Origin of the sequence: Candidatus Competibacter phosphatis, assembly GCF_012939995.1 — a bacterium.
Lineage (GTDB): Bacteria > Pseudomonadota > Gammaproteobacteria > Competibacterales > Competibacteraceae > Competibacter > Competibacter phosphatis.
In genome coordinates, this window is the sequence record NZ_SPMZ01000022.1 from 82,903 (window position 1) to 101,308 (window position 18,406).

At 61.2% G+C, this 18,406-nt stretch carries 16 protein-coding genes, 5 tRNA genes and 3 pseudogenes; 7 read left to right on the forward strand and 17 right to left on the reverse strand.

Annotation, left to right across the window (positions count from 1 at the left end; translation table 11 throughout):
* Positions 1-9: 9 nt before the first annotated feature.
* The 9 genes and pseudogenes from clpP to gltX all read right to left on the reverse strand — a co-directional run bounded on the left by clpP (position 10) and on the right by gltX (position 5,780).
* Positions 10-639, reverse strand: coding sequence for an ATP-dependent Clp endopeptidase proteolytic subunit ClpP (gene clpP, locus E4P82_RS08430; protein WP_169248470.1), 630 nt, complete (start codon positions 637-639; stop codon positions 10-12).
* Complete coding sequence (tig, locus tag E4P82_RS08435; RefSeq protein ID WP_169248471.1) at positions 636-1,967, reverse strand: trigger factor; 1,332 nt, start codon at positions 1,965-1,967, stop codon at positions 636-638. Before tig ends, clpP begins: the two co-directional genes overlap by 4 nt.
* A 116-nt stretch (positions 1,968-2,083) precedes the next feature.
* Positions 2,084-2,168: transfer RNA gene (locus E4P82_RS08440), tRNA-Leu, on the reverse strand.
* Between the two features lie 172 nt (positions 2,169-2,340).
* Positions 2,341-2,416: transfer RNA gene (locus tag E4P82_RS08445), tRNA-Lys, on the reverse strand.
* 49 nt (positions 2,417-2,465) lie between these two features.
* Positions 2,466-2,541: transfer RNA gene (locus tag E4P82_RS08450), tRNA-His, on the reverse strand.
* Positions 2,542-2,571: 30 nt separating this feature from the next.
* Positions 2,572-2,648 (reverse strand) — tRNA-Arg (locus E4P82_RS08455).
* Between the two features lie 43 nt (positions 2,649-2,691).
* Positions 2,692-2,768 (reverse strand) — tRNA-Pro (locus E4P82_RS08460).
* A gap of 87 nt (positions 2,769-2,855) precedes the next feature.
* Positions 2,856-4,298: pseudogene (cysS, locus tag E4P82_RS08465) on the reverse strand (cysteine--tRNA ligase).
* A gap of 75 nt (positions 4,299-4,373) precedes the next feature.
* Positions 4,374-5,780: a glutamate--tRNA ligase gene (gltX, locus tag E4P82_RS08470; protein WP_211203076.1), complete on the reverse strand. Its 1,407-nt coding sequence runs from the start codon at positions 5,778-5,780 to the stop codon at positions 4,374-4,376.
* Positions 5,781-5,885: 105 nt separating this feature from the next.
* Between gltX and E4P82_RS08475 the strand changes: the two are divergent.
* The 7 genes and pseudogenes from E4P82_RS08475 to E4P82_RS08505 form a co-directional block, all read left to right on the forward strand.
* A pseudogene (locus E4P82_RS08475) lies at positions 5,886-6,452 on the forward strand (peptidylprolyl isomerase); the annotation flags it as partial.
* A 95-nt stretch (positions 6,453-6,547) separates the two neighbouring features.
* Positions 6,548-7,045, forward strand: coding sequence for a peptidylprolyl isomerase (locus E4P82_RS08480; protein ID WP_211203077.1), 498 nt, complete (start codon positions 6,548-6,550; stop codon positions 7,043-7,045).
* A 5-nt stretch (positions 7,046-7,050) separates the two neighbouring features.
* A complete protein-coding gene (locus E4P82_RS08485) occupies positions 7,051-7,782 on the forward strand; it encodes a UDP-2,3-diacylglucosamine diphosphatase (RefSeq protein ID WP_169248475.1) in 732 nt (243 codons plus the stop codon).
* A gap of 4 nt (positions 7,783-7,786) precedes the next feature.
* Complete coding sequence (locus E4P82_RS08490) at positions 7,787-8,257, forward strand: DUF1249 domain-containing protein (RefSeq protein WP_169248476.1); 471 nt, start codon at positions 7,787-7,789, stop codon at positions 8,255-8,257.
* Between the two features lie 154 nt (positions 8,258-8,411).
* Positions 8,412-8,897, forward strand: a complete 486-nt coding sequence (locus tag E4P82_RS08495; protein ID WP_169248477.1) for an Rrf2 family transcriptional regulator — start codon at positions 8,412-8,414, stop codon at positions 8,895-8,897.
* Positions 8,898-8,916: 19 nt separating this feature from the next.
* Complete coding sequence (locus E4P82_RS08500) at positions 8,917-10,134, forward strand: aminotransferase class V-fold PLP-dependent enzyme (protein WP_169248478.1); 1,218 nt, start codon at positions 8,917-8,919, stop codon at positions 10,132-10,134.
* A gap of 16 nt (positions 10,135-10,150) precedes the next feature.
* Positions 10,151-10,630, forward strand: coding sequence for a HugZ family pyridoxamine 5'-phosphate oxidase (locus tag E4P82_RS08505; RefSeq protein WP_169248479.1), 480 nt, complete (start codon positions 10,151-10,153; stop codon positions 10,628-10,630).
* Here the strand turns inward: E4P82_RS08505 and gspF are convergent.
* From gspF to E4P82_RS08545, 8 genes and pseudogenes are all read right to left on the reverse strand, one after another.
* Positions 10,615-11,832: a type II secretion system inner membrane protein GspF gene (gspF, locus tag E4P82_RS08510; RefSeq protein WP_169248480.1), complete on the reverse strand. Its 1,218-nt coding sequence runs from the start codon at positions 11,830-11,832 to the stop codon at positions 10,615-10,617. The genes E4P82_RS08505 and gspF overlap by 16 nt on opposite strands.
* On the reverse strand, positions 11,833-13,383 hold the full coding sequence (gspE, locus tag E4P82_RS08515; RefSeq protein WP_169248481.1) for a type II secretion system ATPase GspE: 1,551 nt from the start codon (positions 13,381-13,383) through the stop codon (positions 11,833-11,835).
* Positions 13,380-15,515, reverse strand: a complete 2,136-nt coding sequence (gene gspD, locus E4P82_RS08520) for a type II secretion system secretin GspD (RefSeq protein WP_169248482.1) — start codon at positions 15,513-15,515, stop codon at positions 13,380-13,382. Before gspD ends, gspE begins: the two co-directional genes overlap by 4 nt.
* 39 nt (positions 15,516-15,554) lie before the next feature.
* Entirely contained in the window at positions 15,555-15,890 is a 336-nt protein-coding gene (locus E4P82_RS08525; RefSeq protein WP_169248483.1) for a hypothetical protein, read from the reverse strand.
* Complete coding sequence (locus E4P82_RS08530) at positions 15,887-16,546, reverse strand: type II secretion system protein N (RefSeq protein ID WP_169248484.1); 660 nt, start codon at positions 16,544-16,546, stop codon at positions 15,887-15,889. Before E4P82_RS08530 ends, E4P82_RS08525 begins: the two co-directional genes overlap by 4 nt.
* A 337-nt stretch (positions 16,547-16,883) precedes the next feature.
* Positions 16,884-17,219, reverse strand: coding sequence for a hypothetical protein (locus E4P82_RS08535; protein WP_169248409.1), 336 nt, complete (start codon positions 17,217-17,219; stop codon positions 16,884-16,886).
* A 105-nt stretch (positions 17,220-17,324) separates the two neighbouring features.
* The gene (locus E4P82_RS08540; RefSeq protein WP_169248485.1) at positions 17,325-17,855 is read right to left on the reverse strand and encodes a thioesterase family protein; all 531 of its coding nucleotides are present in this window, start codon (positions 17,853-17,855) and stop codon (positions 17,325-17,327) included.
* 211 nt (positions 17,856-18,066) lie between these two features.
* Positions 18,067-18,261 (reverse strand): annotated as a pseudogene (locus tag E4P82_RS08545) (IS256 family transposase); the annotation flags it as partial.
* Positions 18,262-18,406 lie beyond the last annotated feature (145 nt).

Genomic DNA, 18,406 nt, shown 5'->3' on the forward strand with positions numbered 1-18,406 from the left:
CGAATTGCGTCAGCTTAACGGGACACGCTGGTTCAGCACCGCGTCGATCAGACCATACTCAACCGCCTCGGCGCCGCCCATGAAGTTATCGCGGTCGGTATCGACCGCGATCTTTTCAATGGGCTGACCCGTATGTTTGGCCAGAATCCGGTTGAGCCGGTCTCGAACCAGCAGAATTTCCCGGGCATGGATGTCAAAATCGGTGGCCTGCCCCTGAAAACCGCCCAGCGGCTGATGAATCATAACGCGCGAGTGCGGCAAGCAAAAACGCTTGCCTGGCGCACCGCCGGCCAGCAGCAACGCGCCCATGCTGGCCGCCTGGCCCACGCACATGGTGCTGACGCTCGGTTTGACGAACTGCATGGTATCGTAAATCGCCAAGCCGGCACTGACCGAACCACCCGGCGAATTGATGTAGAGATGGATATCCTTATCTGGATTGTCGGCTTCGAGAAACAGCAGTTGCGCGACCACCAGATTGGCGGCGTAATCCTCGACCGCCCCAACCAGGAACACCACTCGTTCCTTCAACAAACGGGAATAGATATCGTAGGCCCGTTCGCCGCGCGCGGTTTGCTCCACCACCATCGGCACGAGGTTGAGGGCCTGAATGCCAGCGAAGGCGCCTTTTTCACTCATTCGGAAGACTCCTGAACGACGCTTCCGGCCGGTTTGCCGGGCGCCATGATTTCGGCAAAAGTGCTGGATTTATCGGTCACCCGCACCCGTTCGAGTAACCAGTCCACGATCTGCTCTTCAAGCACCAGCGCGCGCACCCCGTCGAGCGCCTGGGGTGTCTGCCCGTACCAACGCAGCACCTCGGCCGGCTCCTGATAAGTGGCGGCAAGCGATTGCAGATAAGCTTGGACCCGTTGGTCATCGACCTTGATCCCCTGCTCGGTCGCTAGCTGGGAAACCAGCAGGCCCAAAGCAACCCGCCGGCGTGCCTCGGATCCCAGCAATTGCACCTTGAGTTCGCGGATCTTTTCATCATCGCCACCAGTCGGGAAATGCAACTGACGGGCCAGATTCTCGATTTCAAACTGAATCAACGCCTGGGGTAGCGGAATGTCGTTGGCTTCCAACAGCCCCTGCATCACTTGTTGTTTGATGCGGGCTTTGATGCCATCATGCAACTCGCGTTCCATGTTGTCGCGCAGCGATTGCCGGAGACCGGCGATCCCTCCCTCCTTGACATCGAAGCTTTCGGCAAAAGCCTCATTTACCTCGGGCAGGCTGGCCTCTTCCACCGCATGGAGCGTGACCTGGAAGCGAGCGGTCTTGCCGGCCATGTCCGCGACGTGATAATCGTCTGGAAACACGATATCGAACTCAGTCTCCGCGCCCGCGCTCAGACCCACCAGCCGATCCTCGAAATCCTTGAGCATGGCCGCCTTGCCCAACACCACGGTGGTGTTTTCACCCTTGCCACCCGGAAAATCCTGGCCGTCGATCCGCCCCAGAAAATCGATCCGAACGCGATCGCCTTCGCGAGCCGAGCGTTCCACCGCATTCCAGGCCACTCGCTGCTCGCGCAAGGTTTCGATCATGTGATCGACATCTTGTTCAGTCACCTCCGCCATCGGTCGCTCGACCGCAATACTCTCAAAGCCAGCCAGTTCAAACTCGGGCATGACTTCGAAGGTGACGCAATATTCGAGATCCTGTCCTTCTTCCAGCGGTTTTGGCTCGACTTTCGGGCCGCCGAGGGGGCTCAGCTTTTCCTGAAGCAGCGCTTCGCGCAGGCTGTGCTCCATCACCTCGCTCACGGCTTCATACCGTACTTGGTCACCGTACATCTGCTTGATCAACTTGAGCGGCACCTTGCCGGGACGGAAGCCATCCACCTTGGCCCGCCGGGACAGGGACTGCAAGCGCTCCTGGATTTCCTTGGCGAGCCGTTCGGCGGGGACCTGCACGGTCACCCGGCGCTCCAGATCGCTCAGCCTCTCAACTGAAACCTGCATCGATGCACCTCAAATCTGTTGATCGTTGATATATGGGCGAGCCACCCGCACCACCCGCTGCCTGTTTTTCAAGAAACAGAAATCGGGCAATCATTCCGCGGGCGCGCGGCGATGAATGGTGCGAAAGGAGAGACTCGAACTCTCACGGGTTACCCCACTGGAACCTAAATCCAGCGCGTCTACCAGTTCCGCCACTTTCGCGAGAAGACAGCGTTGCCGTGGAACAACGGCGAAAAGAACCCCGCCCAACGTCATGATTGCCGCCGCTGGCAACGAGTATACAGGACAACACGCCGCCCAAGACAGGGAGCGGGTTTTCGCTCGGCATGGGATGGCGCGGGGACTGCGGCAACGCTGGATGTCTGAATAAAGATGGTGGGCCGTGTAGGACTCGAACCTACAACCAATTGATTAAGAGTCAACTGCTCTACCAATTGAGCTAACGGCCCAGAAGAACCTTAACGGGATTACAAGCCATCCCGAAAATCCAAGATCGATTGGGGTGGACGATGGGACTCGAACCCACGACGACCGGATCCACAATCCGGGGCTCTACCAACTGAGCTACGCCCACCATTGCATCCGCATTAACCTCGCCGGGATTTGGCGCGCCCGGCAGGACTCGAACCTGCTACCCTCAGCTTAGAAGGCTGATGCTCTATCCACATGAGCTACGGGCGCGTTGCCGCGGGGAAACAGCCTAACAGGACGCCCGGCCCGTATATGGTCGGGGTAGAGGGATTCGAACCCACGACCCCCTGCTCCCAAAGCAGGTGCGCTACCAGACTGCGCTATACCCCGTTCGCGATCAGCCGACATTGGCGACCCGCGTTTCCGTGCAGGATTCGAAATTATATTTTTGGCTAGCGTCGACGTCAAGCTGCTTCTTCAATTTCGCCGCCAGATCGTTCCTTTCGGGGTGTCCTCCAGGACGACTCCAGCCTCCTGCAACACATTCCGAACCCGATCCGCTTCCGCCCAGTTCCGGGCCTTGCGCGCGGCGGTACGCTGGTCAATCAACGCATTAATTTTCTCTTCGGAAACCACGGCTTCTTCCACTGACAAGGTACCGGAAGCCGTAACACCAACATACGCGGAGCCCGTTAGATAAACTGTTTTTCCCTGACGAAATTCTCCAGGATCACCTTGCAATAAACCCAAAATCCCACCTAGCTGCTTCAAGGTCACACCTAACCGTGCTGCCTCTATCTCATTCTCGGTCCGCAGCCGATTGATTTCACGAGCCAATTCGAACAACACCGCGAGGGCCTCGGGCGTATTGAAATCGTCATCCATCGCTCGTTCGAATCGAACACGCCATTCTTCGGAGACTGTAGTCTCCATAATCGGTAAATCATAGAGCGCGGTGTATAACCGATTGAGCGAAGCCTTGGCATGGTCCAGATTTTCGTCGGCGTAGTTCAGCGGACCCCGGTAGTGACTCGCCAGAATGAACAGCCTCACCACCTCCGGTTGGTAGCGTTGCAATACCTCGCGCACGGTAAAAAAAATTGCCCAACGATTTGGACATTTTTTTCTTCGTTCACCTGGACGAAGCCGTTATGCATCCAGAAATTAACGTAACGATGACCGCTGGCCGCCTCGGATTGGGCGATCTCGTTCTCGTGATGGGGAAATTTCAGGTCCATGCCCCCGCCGTGAATATCGAAATGTTCGCCCAAGCAATGGGTAGACATCGCCGAGCACTCGATATGCCAGCCGGGCCGGCCCGCGCCCCACGGCGCGCTCCAACTTGGTTCACCCGGTTTGGTGGCTTTCCACAGCACGAAGTCCAGCGGATCGCTCTTGGCCTCTTCTACTTCGATTCGCGCTCCCGACCGCAAATCGTCTAGCTTCTTGTTGGCCAATTGCCCGTAGCGCTCGAACCGGCTCACGTCGTAATACACGTCACCGGTGGCGCCGACATAGGCGAAACCCTTGTCCAGCAGGGTTTGAATCATGGCGATCATGTCGGCCATCGCTTCGGTGGCGCGCGGTTCCTGGGTCGGCGGCAGGATGCCCAGCGCCTCCAGATCCTCATGCATGGCCTGGATGAAGCGATCGGTCAGGGCGTGAAAATCCTCGCCGTTCTCTTGGGCACGATGGATGATCTTATCGTCGATATCGGTGATGTTGCGCACGTAGGTTACGTCGTAGCTCCTGGCCCGCAGCCAGCGCAATACCACGTCGAACACCACCATGACCCGCGCGTGACCAACATGACAGTAGTCGTAGACGGTCATGCCGCACACGTACATCCGCACCTTGCCCGGCTCGATGGGGTGAAACGGTTCTTTTTTGACGGGTCAGGCTGTTGAAAATCTGCAACATAAACGGTTATCTCGACGATATTAAGGTCGGTCGGAACAGAGCGAGACGGGATCACTCCGAAAACATCCACCAGAATCAACAACAGGCTTCCAACCGCCGCCGCGCGACATCAGGCGGCAGCAGGGCCAAAACCCGTGCCAATTCCGGACCATGGGTCTCGCCCGTCAGTGCCGCCCGTAGCGGCATGAACAGGTCTTTCCCTTTTGCGCCGGTGCGCCGCTTCAAGTCTTCGACCAAAGGTCGATAGGCCGCGCCGTACTCGGCATACACGGCCAATGCCTGAGCAAAAAACGCCGGCCCCGCCGCCGCGATCGCTGTTCGGCTGTCGTCGCTCGGCGCCCAATCGCCACCGAACAGCCGGTTCGCCCAGAAAACGGCATCGGCGGGAAAGCGGGTATTGGGCCGCACCGCGGCGATGAATTCCTCCCGTCGATCGGGCGGCACCCGTTCGTGAACCATCGACCCCATCCAGGTCCACAATCGTTCCGGCGCCGCGCGCCCCACCACCTCGGTCTGCCAGTGCAGCAATTGGGCCTCATCGTAGTGGGCTGGCGCGCGCCCCAGATGCGCCACGGCAAACCCGGCCGCCAGTTCCGCTGGCTCCATCCACTCATCGTGCTCGTAGCGATGGCCGAGTCGGGCCAGATAGTTCAACAAGGCCTCCGGCAGATAGCCGGCGGCCCGCAACTCGCGAACGCTGAAGTCGCCTTCGCGCTTGGACAACGGCCCACCGGCGGCCCCGACGATCAAGGCCATGTGGCCGTACTCAGGAGCCGGCAAACCCAACGCTTCCAGCAACAGCAATTGGCGCGGGGTGTTGGTCAGATGGTCTTCGCCGCGTAGCACATGAGTAATTCCCATGAGGGAATCATCCACGGCGTTGACGAAGAAAAATTGGGCGCCGCCGTCGGCCCGGCGGATCACGAAGTCGCCAATGTGGTCGCTGGCGAAACGCTGCGGGCCGCGCACCAGATCGGTGAATTCCACCGTCCGCCCCGGCGGCACCCGGAAGCGCAGCGTCGGTTGCAAGCCCCGCTCCCATCGTGCCCGCCGTTCGACTTCGTTCAAATGGGCGCAGGTACCCGCATAGCGCGGCGGCTGACCGGCGGACTGTTGCGCCTTGCGGCTCAGCGCCAGCTCCGCTGGGGTGCAAAAGCAAGGATAAACGTGCCCGACCGCATCCAGTCGCTGGTAGTATTCGGCGTAAACCGCAGTCCGCTCCGATTGGGCGTAAGGCGCATGGGGACCACCGACTCCCGCGCCTTCCTGCCAGTCCAGTCCCAACCAACGCAAATCGTCCAACAATGCCGCGATGTATTCCGGGCGGCTGCGCTCCCGGTCGGTATCCTCGATCCGCAGCACGAACCGACCGCTCTGGCGCCGGGCCAGCAGTGCGTTGAACAGGGCCGTGCGGATGTTGCCCAAGTGCAGGTAACCAGTCGGACTGGGCGCAAAGCGCGTTTTGACGGTCTGGGTGGTCATAGTGAAATCATGGTACCGGAAAGCGCCGACAGCCGCCAAATCTGGCGGCATGCCGGCCAGCCGATTATCATGACCCCGTCATTCCCACAACTTGGCGATTACCGCATGCACAAACGACTTTCGTTAGTGGCCGCCGCCGTTCTCGGCTTGGCCACCGCCGCCCAAGCCGGCACCCAAGTCCGGCTGGACACCAGCATGGGTCCCATCACGCTGGAACTGGCTGACGAAAAGGCCCCGAAATCGGTGGAAAACTTTCTCGCCTACGCCCGCGATGGTTTCTACAACGGCACGATCTTCCATCGGGTCATCGACGGCTTCATGATCCAGGGCGGCGGCTTTACTCCCGACTTCCAGCAGAAGCCGACCCGCGCCCCGGTGCCGAACGAGGCCAACAACGGGCTCAAGAATCGGCGCGGCACGGTGGCCATGGCGCGTACCAGCGATCCCCACTCCGCCACCGCCCAGTTCTTCATCAACGTCAAGGACAACGACTTTCTTGACCACCGCGCCCCAACTCCGCAAGGTTGGGGCTACACGGTGTTCGGTCAGGTCATCGACGGCATGGCCGTGGTGGACAAGATCCGTCAGGTACCCACCGGCACCGGTGGCACCGGCGGCCGATTCAGCGACGTACCGGTAACCCCGGTGCTCATCGAATCCGTTACGCTGCTACCCGCCCCGACGCCCACATCGTCCCCCCGCGACGCCGAACCCAGATCCCGCGCCGTCCGCCGCGCCCGAACCCACCAAACAGTGAGGCACCCATCATGGTTAATCTGCATACCCGATTCGGCATCATCAGCATCGAACTCGATCACGCCCACGCTCCGGCCACGACCGCCAACTTTTTGCAGTACGCCCGCGACGGATTCTACGAAGGCACCTTGTTTCATCGCGTGATTCCCAACTTCATGATTCAGGGCGGCGGCCTTGAAGCGGACATGAGTCAAAAGCCGACTCGCGCTCCCATTCGCAACGAAGCCGAAAACGGCCTGAAAAACCAGGTGGGCACCGTTGCCATGGCGCGCACCAGCGACCCTCACTCCGCCACCGCCCAGTTCTTCATCAACGTCAAGGACAACGACTTCCTCGACCACCGCAGTCCGACCAGCCAAGGCTGGGGCTATTGCGTGTTCGGACGGGTTGTGGCCGGCATGGACGCGGTCGATGCGATCGTCGCCGCGCCGACCACCAATCGGCGTGGCCACCAAAACGTGCCAGCCGAGGACATCACGATCACCAAAGTCGAAGTCGTCGGCGAATAGATCTCATGGCCACGCTGTTCATCTCCGACCTGCACCTGGATCCGCGCCGGCCCACCATCGTCTCGCTGTTCCTGGATTTTCTGGAACGGCGTGCTCGGCGGGCCGATGCCCTGTATATCCTGGGCGACTTGTTCGAGGCCTGGATCGGCGATGACGACGACGCGGAGCTTGGGCATACCGTCGCTGGCGCACTGCGCGCACTGGTCGAATCCGGCGTGCCGACCTACTTTCTGCACGGCAACCGGGACTTTCTAGTCGGCCAAGGTTTCGCATCGGCGAGCCAAATCCAACTATTACCGGAAAGCGCGGTAATCGAGTTGGTCGGCGAAGCCGTGCTGCTGCTGCATGGCGACACGCTGTGCACCGACGATGTCGAATACCAGGCGTTTCGCGCCCAGGTCCGCGATCCGGCCTGGCAGGCGGGTCTGCTGGCGCGGCCGCTGGCGCAACGGCGGATGCTGGCCAGCCAGTTGCGGGAAACCAGCCGGCAGGCCACCCAAGCGAAAGGCACCGAGATCACCGACGTCAACCCCATGGCGGTGGAACACGCGCTGCGCACGCATGGCGTTGACCATCTGATTCACGGTCACACCCACCGACCCGCCATTCACCAATGGATACTGGATGGTCGGCCCGCGCGGCGGGCGGTGTTGGGTGACTGGTACGAACAGGGCAGCGTACTGTGTTGCGACAGGGCCGGCTGGCGCCTGGAATCCCTGCCTCTGCCCGGCGTGTAGGCTCATGATTCTGCTTCGCGCTCCCCGGACCGGATTGCTCGCGCACGACACGCCGGGCAGCTTTGCGGCACTGATGGACCTGTACGAGCGGAACTACATCAACCTGCGCCGGTTGTTGCCGATCATGCCGCCCGCGTCGAGCGTGCGTACCTCGCGGGTGGCCGGAGGCCTGGATTTGCACTTACGAATCATTGGGCGTAGCCGCTACACCAGCGACCTGATTTTAACGTACCAATTTCGCCAAAACGATGGCGTGGTCACCGCCGAACCCAATCTGCATATTCGGATCTATCACGATGCACGGATGGCCGAGGTGATGGCCGCGCACTTGCGGCATCGCGCTGCCTTCATTGCCGACTTCCATCTCAACCACCAAGCGGACAGCACACATCTTCACGCTCGCTGGCAAACCAACCGTTTTCTTTTTAAATGGCTCACCTACTGCCTGCGCCAGGGCCATCGATTTACCGGGTAATCCACCCACCTCGTCTAAAATATCCATGATCTACTGAAATACCCAAGGCATTATTTTGCCAAATTAGTTGACTAGGCCGATAGGTTAATATAGTTTCCTTACTCAACAGTCAGGAATTGACTTCACAGTACAGCCCAATTGCGGGGTAATACTTATGAAACTGTCGACCAAAGGCCGTTATGCGGTTACCGCCATGATGCATCTGGCCATTCACGACAAGTATGGCCCGGTCACGCTGGCCGAGATTTCCCAATGCCAGGGTATATCGCTGTCCTATCTGGAGCAGTTGTTCGCCAAGCTGCGCAAGCGCAGTCTGGTGGAAGGCGTGCGCGGTCCGGGCGGCGGTTACCGGCTGGCGAGTTCGCCCGATCAGGTCACGGTCGCCGACATCATCAGCGCGGTCGACGAACGGCTGGACACCACCCGCTGCTTCGGGCATGAGAACTGCCAGGAAGGCCGGCGCTGCCTGACGCACGAATTGTGGACCGACCTCAGCCGGCAGATTTTCACCTTTCTGGAAGGCATCACCCTGGCGCAATTCGTCGAACGTCCGGCGGTCTGCGAAGTGGTGCGCCGCCAAAATGGCTCGCGCCGACGCGATCGCTCCAGCGAACGAGTGCCGGCTTCGGCCGTAGCCTGATCGGCTTCCCCATGCCGTAATGCGACTGCCAGTTTATCTGGATTACGCGGCAACCACCCCAACGGATCCGCGGGTTGCCGTCATCCTGAGTCAGCATCTCGGTCAGGACGGTATCTTCGGCAACCCTTCTTCCAACACCCACTCTTTCGGTCGAACGGCGGCCCGGGCGGTCGAAACCGCCCGGACGCATGTCGCCGCCCTGCTCGACATCGACCCCGGCGCAATCGTTTGGACTTCCGGCGCGACCGAGGCCAACAACCTCGCTTTGTTTGGCGTCATGCGTGCCTATGCCCGCAAGGGCCGACATCTAGTCACCAGCAAGACCGAACACAAGGCCGTGCTTGACGTTTGCCGGCGGTTGGAACGCGAGGGTTGCGCCATCACCTACCTCGACCCGAACTCGGACGGGTCGCTTCCGCTGGAACGAGTCGCGGCGGCGCTGCGGCCAGACACCGTGCTGGTCTCGCTGATGCATGTCAACAACGAAACCGGCGTGGCGCAGGATCTGCCCACCATCGGCGCGCTGGTTCGAAACCATGGCGCGCTGCTGCATGTGGATGCATCCCAGAGCGCGGGCAAGCTGCCGCTCGATCTGCAAGCCCTGCCAGTGGATCTATTGAGCCTCAGCGCGCACAAGTTGTACGGCCCCAAAGGCATCGGCGCGTTGGTCGTGCGCCAACGCCCGGTTCGAGTGCGGCTGGAGCCACTGCTGTACGGCGGTGGCCAGGAACGCGGGTTACGGGCCGGCACGCTACCCGTCCATCAGATTGTCGCCATGGGGGAAGCCTGCCGGATCGCCCGCGTCGAGATGGAAGCCGAACAGGCCCGCATCCGGCGGCTGCGCGACCGACTGTGGCAAGGATTGGCGGCGTTGGGTGATGTCGAACTGAACGGCCATCCTGAGCGGAACGTGGCCGGTATCCTCAACGTCAGCTTTGCCGGTATTGCCGCCGAAGCACTACTGGACGCCCTGCCGGAGATCGCCCTTGCCACCGGCTCCGCTTGCACCTCCGCCAGCCACGAACCCTCGCATGTGCTGCGAGCGATGGCTTGCGATGCCATGCGGATGCGTGGCGCGGTCCGCTTCAGTCTGGGCCGCTTCACCACTGTCGAGGAAATCGACTACACCATCGATGCGGTAACGGCGGCGGTCACCCGGCTGCGGGAGCTATCCCCGGTATGGGAGACAGGCCAGGGAAGTCCGAAGTACCGCGCGGTGGATTGGGCGGCACCATGAGCGGGCGTGGCGACCGATGAACCTCCAAGAACAACGCCTAATGCTAACCCTGATTCGCGACCGGCGCTGGGCGGCTCTCGCTACTCAGGGTCCAGATGGGCCGGATGCGTCCTGGGTCGCCTATGTCCCGGAACCGGATTGCAGCGGTTTCCTGCTGCACCTCAGCACGCTGTCCGCCCACACTCGCAATCTGCTGACCCACCCACGCGCCGGGCTGACGATCAGCGAACCGGAACGGGACGACGAAGATCCGCAGACGCTGGCTCGGGTAACGATACAAGGCGAAATCGCGACCATTCCCCATGACCACCCGGACTACCCGTCGGCGGCATTATGCTATCAGGAGCGGCTACCGGCTTCGGTGCCACGCTTCGAGTTCGGCGATTTTCTGCTGCTGCGTCTGATCCCAGTTCGGGTCCGCTTTATCGGCGGCTTCGCCCGTGCTTATACCCTGGATTACGACGGGCTGCGGGCGTCCGCTCAGTGCACCAGTTGATTGAGATCGAAGATCGGCAGCAGAATCGCCAGTACGATCACCAGCACCACGCCGCCCATGACCAGAATCAGCATGGGTTCGAAAATCCCCAGCAGCGCGGCGATCAAGGTCTCGGTCTCCCGCTCTTGCTGCACTGCCGCCCGCTCCAGCATGCTCTCCAAGCGACCGCTGGCCTCGCCGCTGGCAATGAGCTGCACGGTCATTGGCGGGAAAAAGCCACTGGCGCTAACCGCCTTGTGCAGGCTGGCGCCTTCCTTGACTCGCACCGCCGCCTGCTCCACCGCTTCCCGCATCGGCAGGTTGCCGAGCACCTGCGAGGAAATCCGCAAAGCCTCCAGCACCGGCACGCCGCTCGCCATCAGGATGCTGAAGGTGCGGGCAAAGCGGGCGGTATTGGTCCCCCGGATCAAGCGCGCCAGCAGCGGCAAACGCAACAGTACGCGATGTACCCGCCGCCGGAACCCGACCCGACGCAACGCGTAGACCCAGCCAGCCACGCCGGCCGCCAACGCGAGCAACATCAGCCAACCATACTGGCGCAGAAAATCGCTCAGGGCGATCAGGCCACGGGTCAGCGCCGGCAACTGCTGGTTGAGGCTGCCGAACACCTGCACGACCTGTGGCACCACATAGGTCAGCAAGCCGGCGACGATCAGGATGGCGACGCCGGTCAGCAGCAAGGGGTAGAACAACGCCAGCCCGACCTTCTGGCGCATCTGCTGGCGGGCCTCGGTGTAATCGGCCAGCCGCTCGAACACCACATCGAGATGGCCGGATTGCTCGCCGGCGGCGACGGTGGCCCGATACAGCTCCGGGAATACCTGCGGAAAATCGCCGAGCGCGGTCGCCAACGTGTGGCCTTCCAACACCCGGGTGCGCACCGCCAGCAGTAAACCGCTCAAGCGTGCCCGCTCGGCCTGCTGAGCCACCGCGCCCAGCGCTTCTTCCAGCGGCAAACCGGAACCGACCAGAGTCGCCAATTGCCGGGTAATCAAGGCCAGATCGGTGGCGCTGATCCGAACCCGCCCGCTCCACCAGTGACCACCGCGCCGACGCTCGCGACTGGCCACCTCCTCGACGCCCAATGGGTTCAGACCCCGCTCGCGCAGCGCCTGCCGGGCTAAACGGGGAGTATCGGCTTCGATCAAACCCTTGCGCTGACGCCCTTTGAGGTCGAGTGCGCTGTACTGAAAAGCGGGCACCTAGTCCTCCTTGGTCACCCGAATCAACTCCGATAACGCGGTATCGCCCGCCAGCACTCGCCGGCGGCCATCGTCGCGCATACTGGGGCTGGACAAGCGGGCATGGCGCTCCATTTCCTGCTCGCCCTTGCCCTCGTGAATCAGGGTTTGCATCGCCTCGTCCAGCACCACCAACTCGAAAATCCCGGTGCGACCCCGGAATCCGGTCTGGTTGCACTGGCCGCAACCGGCCGGAACGTAGAGCGTCGGCAACACGGCGGGATCGACGCACAGCACATCGCAATCGGCCGGAGTGGCGACATGCGGCTGTTTGCAATGTGGACACAGCTTGCGTACCAGGCGCTGAGCCAGCACGCCAATCAGTGATGAGGACAACAGAAACGGTTCCACGCCCATATCGCGCAGTCGGGTGATGGCGCCGACCGCGCTGTTGGTGTGCAAGGTGGACAACACCAGATGACCGGTTAGCGACGCCTGCACCGCGATTTCGGCTGTTTCCAGATCGCGGATTTCGCCGACCATGACCACGTCGGGGTCCTGGCGCAGGATGGCGCGCAAGCCACGGGCAAAGGTCATCTCGACCTTGGTATTGACCTGGGTTTGGCTGACTCCGTCCAGGTAATACTCGATGGGGTCCTCGACGGTCATGATATTGCGCTTGCGGTCGTTGAGCTGGGTCAAGCCGGCGTAGAGAGTGGTGGTCTTGCCGGAACCGGTCGGGCCAGTGACCAGCAAGATGCCGTGCGGGCGATGGATCACCTTCAACAGGCGCAATTCGTCGTGCGCCTGCATACCCAGATGGCGCAAATCCAATCGGCCCTCGCGCTTGTCCAGCAGGCGCAGCACCACCCGTTCGCCATGACCAGTCGGCAGGGTCGAGACCCGCACGTCCACCGGTCGCCCGGCCACCTTGAGCGAAATTCGCCCGTCCTGCGGCAGACGCTTTTCGGCGATATCAAGATGGGCCATGACCTTGACGCGAGAGACCAGCAGCGGCCCCAGCGCCCTTGGCGGCTGCAGAGCCTCTCGCAACACGCCGTCCACCCGGAACCGCACCAGCAGCCGGTTTTCGAATGCTTCGATGTGGATATCCGAAGCGCTCTCCTTGATCGCTCCGGTCAGCAGCGCATTGATCAAGCGGATGATCGGCGCGTCGTCGGCGCTTTCCAGCAAATCCTCCGGCTCGGGCAGGCTCTGCGCCACCTGATTGAGGTCCATCTCATCACCGAGATCCTCCATCATGCGCGCCGCGCCGTCGCTGTCACCTTCGTAGCTGTCCTGCAACATCCGCTCGAAATGCTCGACCGGCACCAGCACCGGCCGCAAGGGGGTATTCAGAAAACGGCGTAGTTCCACCAAACTGCGCGTGCCGATACCCTGTCGGCAGGCGACGGTCACCCTGCCATCCTCCTCGTCCACCACCAACACGCCATGGCGCTTGGCAAACGCGTAAGGCAACAAAGGATGTTCGCCCAGGGTCTCGCCCGCGCCAGCCGGCAAGGTCTCACCCACGTCAGCCGGCAGGGATTCGACGCTGGCTGGCTCATTCATCGGTTGTTGAATCCGGTGTCCACCGGTTCCGCAGCGGGCGGGACGACCGGCGGCGGCGCCGGTTTTTCCGTCTCCGTGTTCAGAATCGTCCCTTGCGCCTTCACTTCCTCCTGAGGTTTCAGCACCGGCGATTGCACGTCGGGCAGCAGGTAAACGCCTTTATCGCGTGCTGCCAGTTGCTCCTGACGGATATAGCTGTACTTACTGCTGGTATACAGATTGCCCTGTGCCGGGTCTCGCAGGATCACCGGATGCAGGAATACCATCAGATTGCGTTTGAGCTTGGAGGTATTACGGTAGCGGAACAGGTTACCCAACAACGGAATATCGCCCAGCAGTGGCACTTTCTGCGCGGTCTCGGTCAACTGATCGTCGATCAGTCCGCCCAGAACCAGAATCTGCCCATCCTCGACCATGACGTTGGTCTTGATGGCCCGTTTGTTGGTGGTCGGTCCTTGGGTCGCCGCGTTGGCCGATGCCACCACGTTGGACACTTCCTGAGCAATTTCCAGCTTGACAGCGTTGCCTTCGTTGATCTGCGGCTTGACCTTGAGGGTGATACCGACGTCCTGGCGCTGGATGGTCTGAAATGGATTCCCAACCTGTGAAGTCGTGTCGCTTCCACTACTGGTCGAAGTAGTATAGGTACCGGTCACGAAGGGCACGTTCTGGCCGACGACGATTTCCGCCTCCTCGTTGTCCAGCGTCACCACGACCGGCGTGGACAACACATTGGTATCGGCATCCTTGGCCAAGGCGCTGATCAGGGCACCGAAGCGGTTGTTACCGGTGAAGTCGCCCACCGCAATCTGAGCCCCTTGCGGGATCCGCGCCGCCGAAATCGCGGTTAAATCGCCGCTGTCGGCTTGAGCCGCCAACCCGATGATGTTGGCCAGACTGGAGGTACCAGCATCGAAATTAGTGAAACCGACCAATCCATTCGAACTGGCGTCGATCACCCACTGCACGCCCAATTCGGCCGCTTTTTCGGCGGAGATCTCGGCGATGACCGCCTCCACCAGCACCTGGGCACGGCGCACATCCAGTTGGGCGATCACCGAACGGATCGAACGGATAGCCTCCGGCGGCGCAGTGATGACCAGCGAGTTGGTTGTTTCGTCGGCCTGGATATCCACCAAGCTGGCGCTGCTTCCGCTACTGCTCCCGCCCGGCGGCACAGCTTGCCCACCCGGCACCGGCGCGTTACGCGCGGCTTCGCTGCTCACATTCTTGCTGACGCCTTGCAGGACCGTCACCAGATCCTTGGCCTTGGCATAACGCAGATAGACAACCTGGGTATTACCGCCGCTGTCCACCGGGGTATCCAGGTGGGCGATCAGGGTCCGCAGCCGCAACCGCGACAGCTTGTCCCCACTCAACAGAATGCTATTGGTGCGCTCGTCCGCTACCATGCGTGGCGGCGTGCCGACGGTGGCGGCCGGATCGTTGCGGGCCTTGCCCTGTTCCAAGGCGGTGAGTACTCGCACCACCTCGGTGGCCGAGGCGTGCCGCAATGCCACGATCTCCACTTCCTCGTTGCTGGCCAGATCGATCCGGCTGATGATACTGGCGACACGTTCGACATTGGCGGCACTATCGGAAACGATCAGGACATTGGTGGGGGTGTAAGCCGCCAGATGTCCCTGTGGCGGGATCAACGGACGCAGGATCGGTACGATCTGGGCGGCGGAAACGTTCTGAACCTGGATGACCCGGGTAACGACCTGATCCGGCTCGACACCTTGCCGCTGATCGATGGTGGGGATGCTTTCCTGCTTGGCCCCCGCCGCCGGCACGATCTTGATCACCTTGCCGCTGGGCACAGCGGCGAAGCCATGCACGCCCAGCACCGCCAGAAATACTTCGTAAAGCTCCTTCTCGTCCATCGGCTTGGCGGAAATAATCGTCACCCGGCCCTTGACCCGCGGATCGACGATGAAATTCTTGCCAGTCAGCACCGACATACTCTCGACCAGGGCATTGATGTCGGCATCCTTGAGGTTCAAGGTCACTGGCGCGGCCCACGCTAGCGCGGTGAGCAACAGGCCCAGCAGCAACGCGCCCAGGACCCTGCGGCGCGGGCGCCACTTGCGGGAAATTGATGGTCTGTCGGGCCAGTGGATCATCGTCATCGTTATGGGGTCCGATCGTTGGGCGCCAATCTCCGATTATCAGGGAACTGGCCCGTTCAGGGAAAAAAGTAGGGGGATTTCGGTGCCACCGCGCAGCACCCGCACATTGATCCGATCGGCGCTCAACACTTCCCGCAAAATGGCGAAACCCTGCATGGGATTGTTGATGCGGGTACCGTTGACCTCGGTAATCACATCGCCGCTATTCAGGTTAAGCCGCTGCATCAGCTCGCGGTCCCGCCCCGGACGCAGTCGAAACCCGATGAATTGGCCGTTTTGCACATAGGGGCTGGCGAAGGCGATATTTTCCAGGACTTGCGGCCGAGTCGCCGCCTCATCGCGCAGATGCTGTGCCACGGCGGTCGCATCGATCACTTGAGGCGCACCAGCACCGGTGGGTTCGGACCCTGGTTCAGGTTCGGGTTCGGGCATGGGCTCGACGGGCGGCAGGTCTTCCGGAACGGGGGATGGTGGGCGGGCAGCCGTGCCCAGCTTGGGAAGATTAAGCACTTCCTGCCGACCTGGCGGGACACGACCACATGATCACGCTGGATCTGTTCCAGACGGGCACCACCGGGCAACGAGTCGCCGATGCGATAGCCGCGCTCCAGATTGCTGCCTTCGGCGATCAGCGCCAGCGCCCTGCTATCGCCCTGCTCGATGAAAAACACGCCGGCCAAGTGTAGGTCGAGCGGAGTCGCCGGAATGACGGGTGGAGGCGCCACCACCGGCTGGCTCGCCTCCATCCGTCCAAACAGATGCCAGGCAGCGATGGTGCTGTAATCAATCTGCCCGGCGGAACTTGCGGGTTCGGCGGTGGATGCGCCTCCCGCTGGCACCGGCCGGACCGCCGGCGAAAACCGGCCGGATAGGAAAGTCAGCGTCAATTGCGCCAGGGAACCGGCCAGCAAAATGACCAGGACGACATTGACCACTCGCACGGCAACCGGCAGCCAGACCTCCGGTCGCGGCAAGGCCAGCCACATACGTTTTTTTACCGCCAGCAGGGCGCGTTGTGCAAAATCGGTCAAGATAGGATTCTGGGTGCAAACGGGGGCTCGATACGTTTTGAGAATAACAAAAAATCCGCCGTCAACCCTGAGTTTTTCGCTTCAGACCCCGTTCCAGATCCGGCGCTCACAACTCGGCCGGTAATGCCAGAGCCGTTCCCTTCGACCCGACAGCTACCCCGGAATCCCGGAACGCCGGCGCTAGAACGCCGGAGACAAACGGCGCAATCCCTCCAAACCCATTCCTGCCGTCATGGTTGCGGAATCGCTTCCAGAACCTGCCGGAACGCTCACCATCACGGCACAGCCAAAATCGACTCCACCAAGCTGTTCTCGGCGGGCCGAAACGACCACCCGCTCAATCATCGTAATAGTGGCGGTGCTTGTAGTGCCCTCGGTGCCGGCCAGGGTGGCGATAGTAAGGCGGTGGACCGTAGTCGCGATAGCCAGGCCGATCCACATAGATGACATCGGGCTGGCGGTAACGTCTGGTGGTAATCGCGGTTCCAGCCGCGCCACCCAACGCGCCGCCCAGGATCGCACCTTCGCGCCCACCCAACTCGGAACCCACGCCCGCGCCCAATGCGCCGCCCAGCGCGCCGCCCAGCATCGCATCGGCCGTCGGACCGGCCCATAGCACCGCCGGTGCGCCGAACATGACTGCGGCCAATAAAGAAGGTATCGCCCTATTCATGACATCACTCCCCTCAGATGGATGAATAATTCTGCTATTTACCATCGTAGTCGAGAAAAACTGAATGAGCGCTGACCGATCAACCGAGCGGGTGCCTGAAGCCGGTCATCGGGACAGCCAACGCAGCGTCGGCGTGCCGGGTTGGCTGGTCGGCGTTTTGGCCCGCACCCCCATCACCCGTCCCGACTGCGGCGGCTGCGGCAACTGGATATGAGCGGCCATCAATGCACTCAAGCGATCCAATACCGGCAGCGGCATCGCCATGCTGTGCCGTTCCGTCATATCGACGTGGATCACCATCAATTCGGTGGTGGCGGAGACGAACCCTTTATCGGCGTGATACAAACGATGAAAGTGGTGAATGCGCTTGCTGTCGAAACCGAGCAGTTGGGTGGTCACCCGCATCGGATCGCCGGCCACCAGTTCACGTTGGTAGTTCACATGGGTTTCCACGACAAAAGCCGAGCAGTGTCGGCTGTCGCGGTAATTCTGCCCCATGCCCAGATAATCCATGAACGCGTCGGTGGCATGGTCGAATGCCAGGACGTAATACGCGACGTTCATGTGACCGTTGTAGTCGATCCACTCGGGCGGCACTACGTCGGTATACAAACACAGGGGGGATTCAATCCGCATGATGGGTTGTCGCATTGTCATCGCTGTCCGTGGGGAAGCGCGGTACGCTACCTACTTTTACCGCGTTGCGCAATTGCTGACGCGTCGACACGTTTCGAACCCCGGTTTTGATCCAAATAGCAGCGTTTCCCTCCGGTGAAAATACTGTTCGACCACCGGAATGGACCGAACGGAAGAGCCATAGTCAAATCTGGTGGATAAGCGGTTTGAATCAAGCGGCGATTTTCTGCTGAGCGTTCTCGGCTTTGCCGGGTGGATCGACGACGGCGATGCCATCCTGGAAACGAACCCCTCGCACCACCTCGGGCAAGCGCTTGAAACCGCCCAGCTTGCGCCAACTCTGTTCCGCCATCGGCGCCCATTGGAACATCAAGCCCAGTAAGGTGTTTTGGGATACGCAGTTCTTGGGGTCTGTCCGGAAATAAAAAACAATTTATTGTCTAATGAGTTAGAGGCGATCAATGGAGAGGGGCGCCGTCATGATGCCTAATCCGATTAAGCAACGCTACGAGTTAATAGCCGGGCACTTGAATGAACACCAGCGGCGGCTG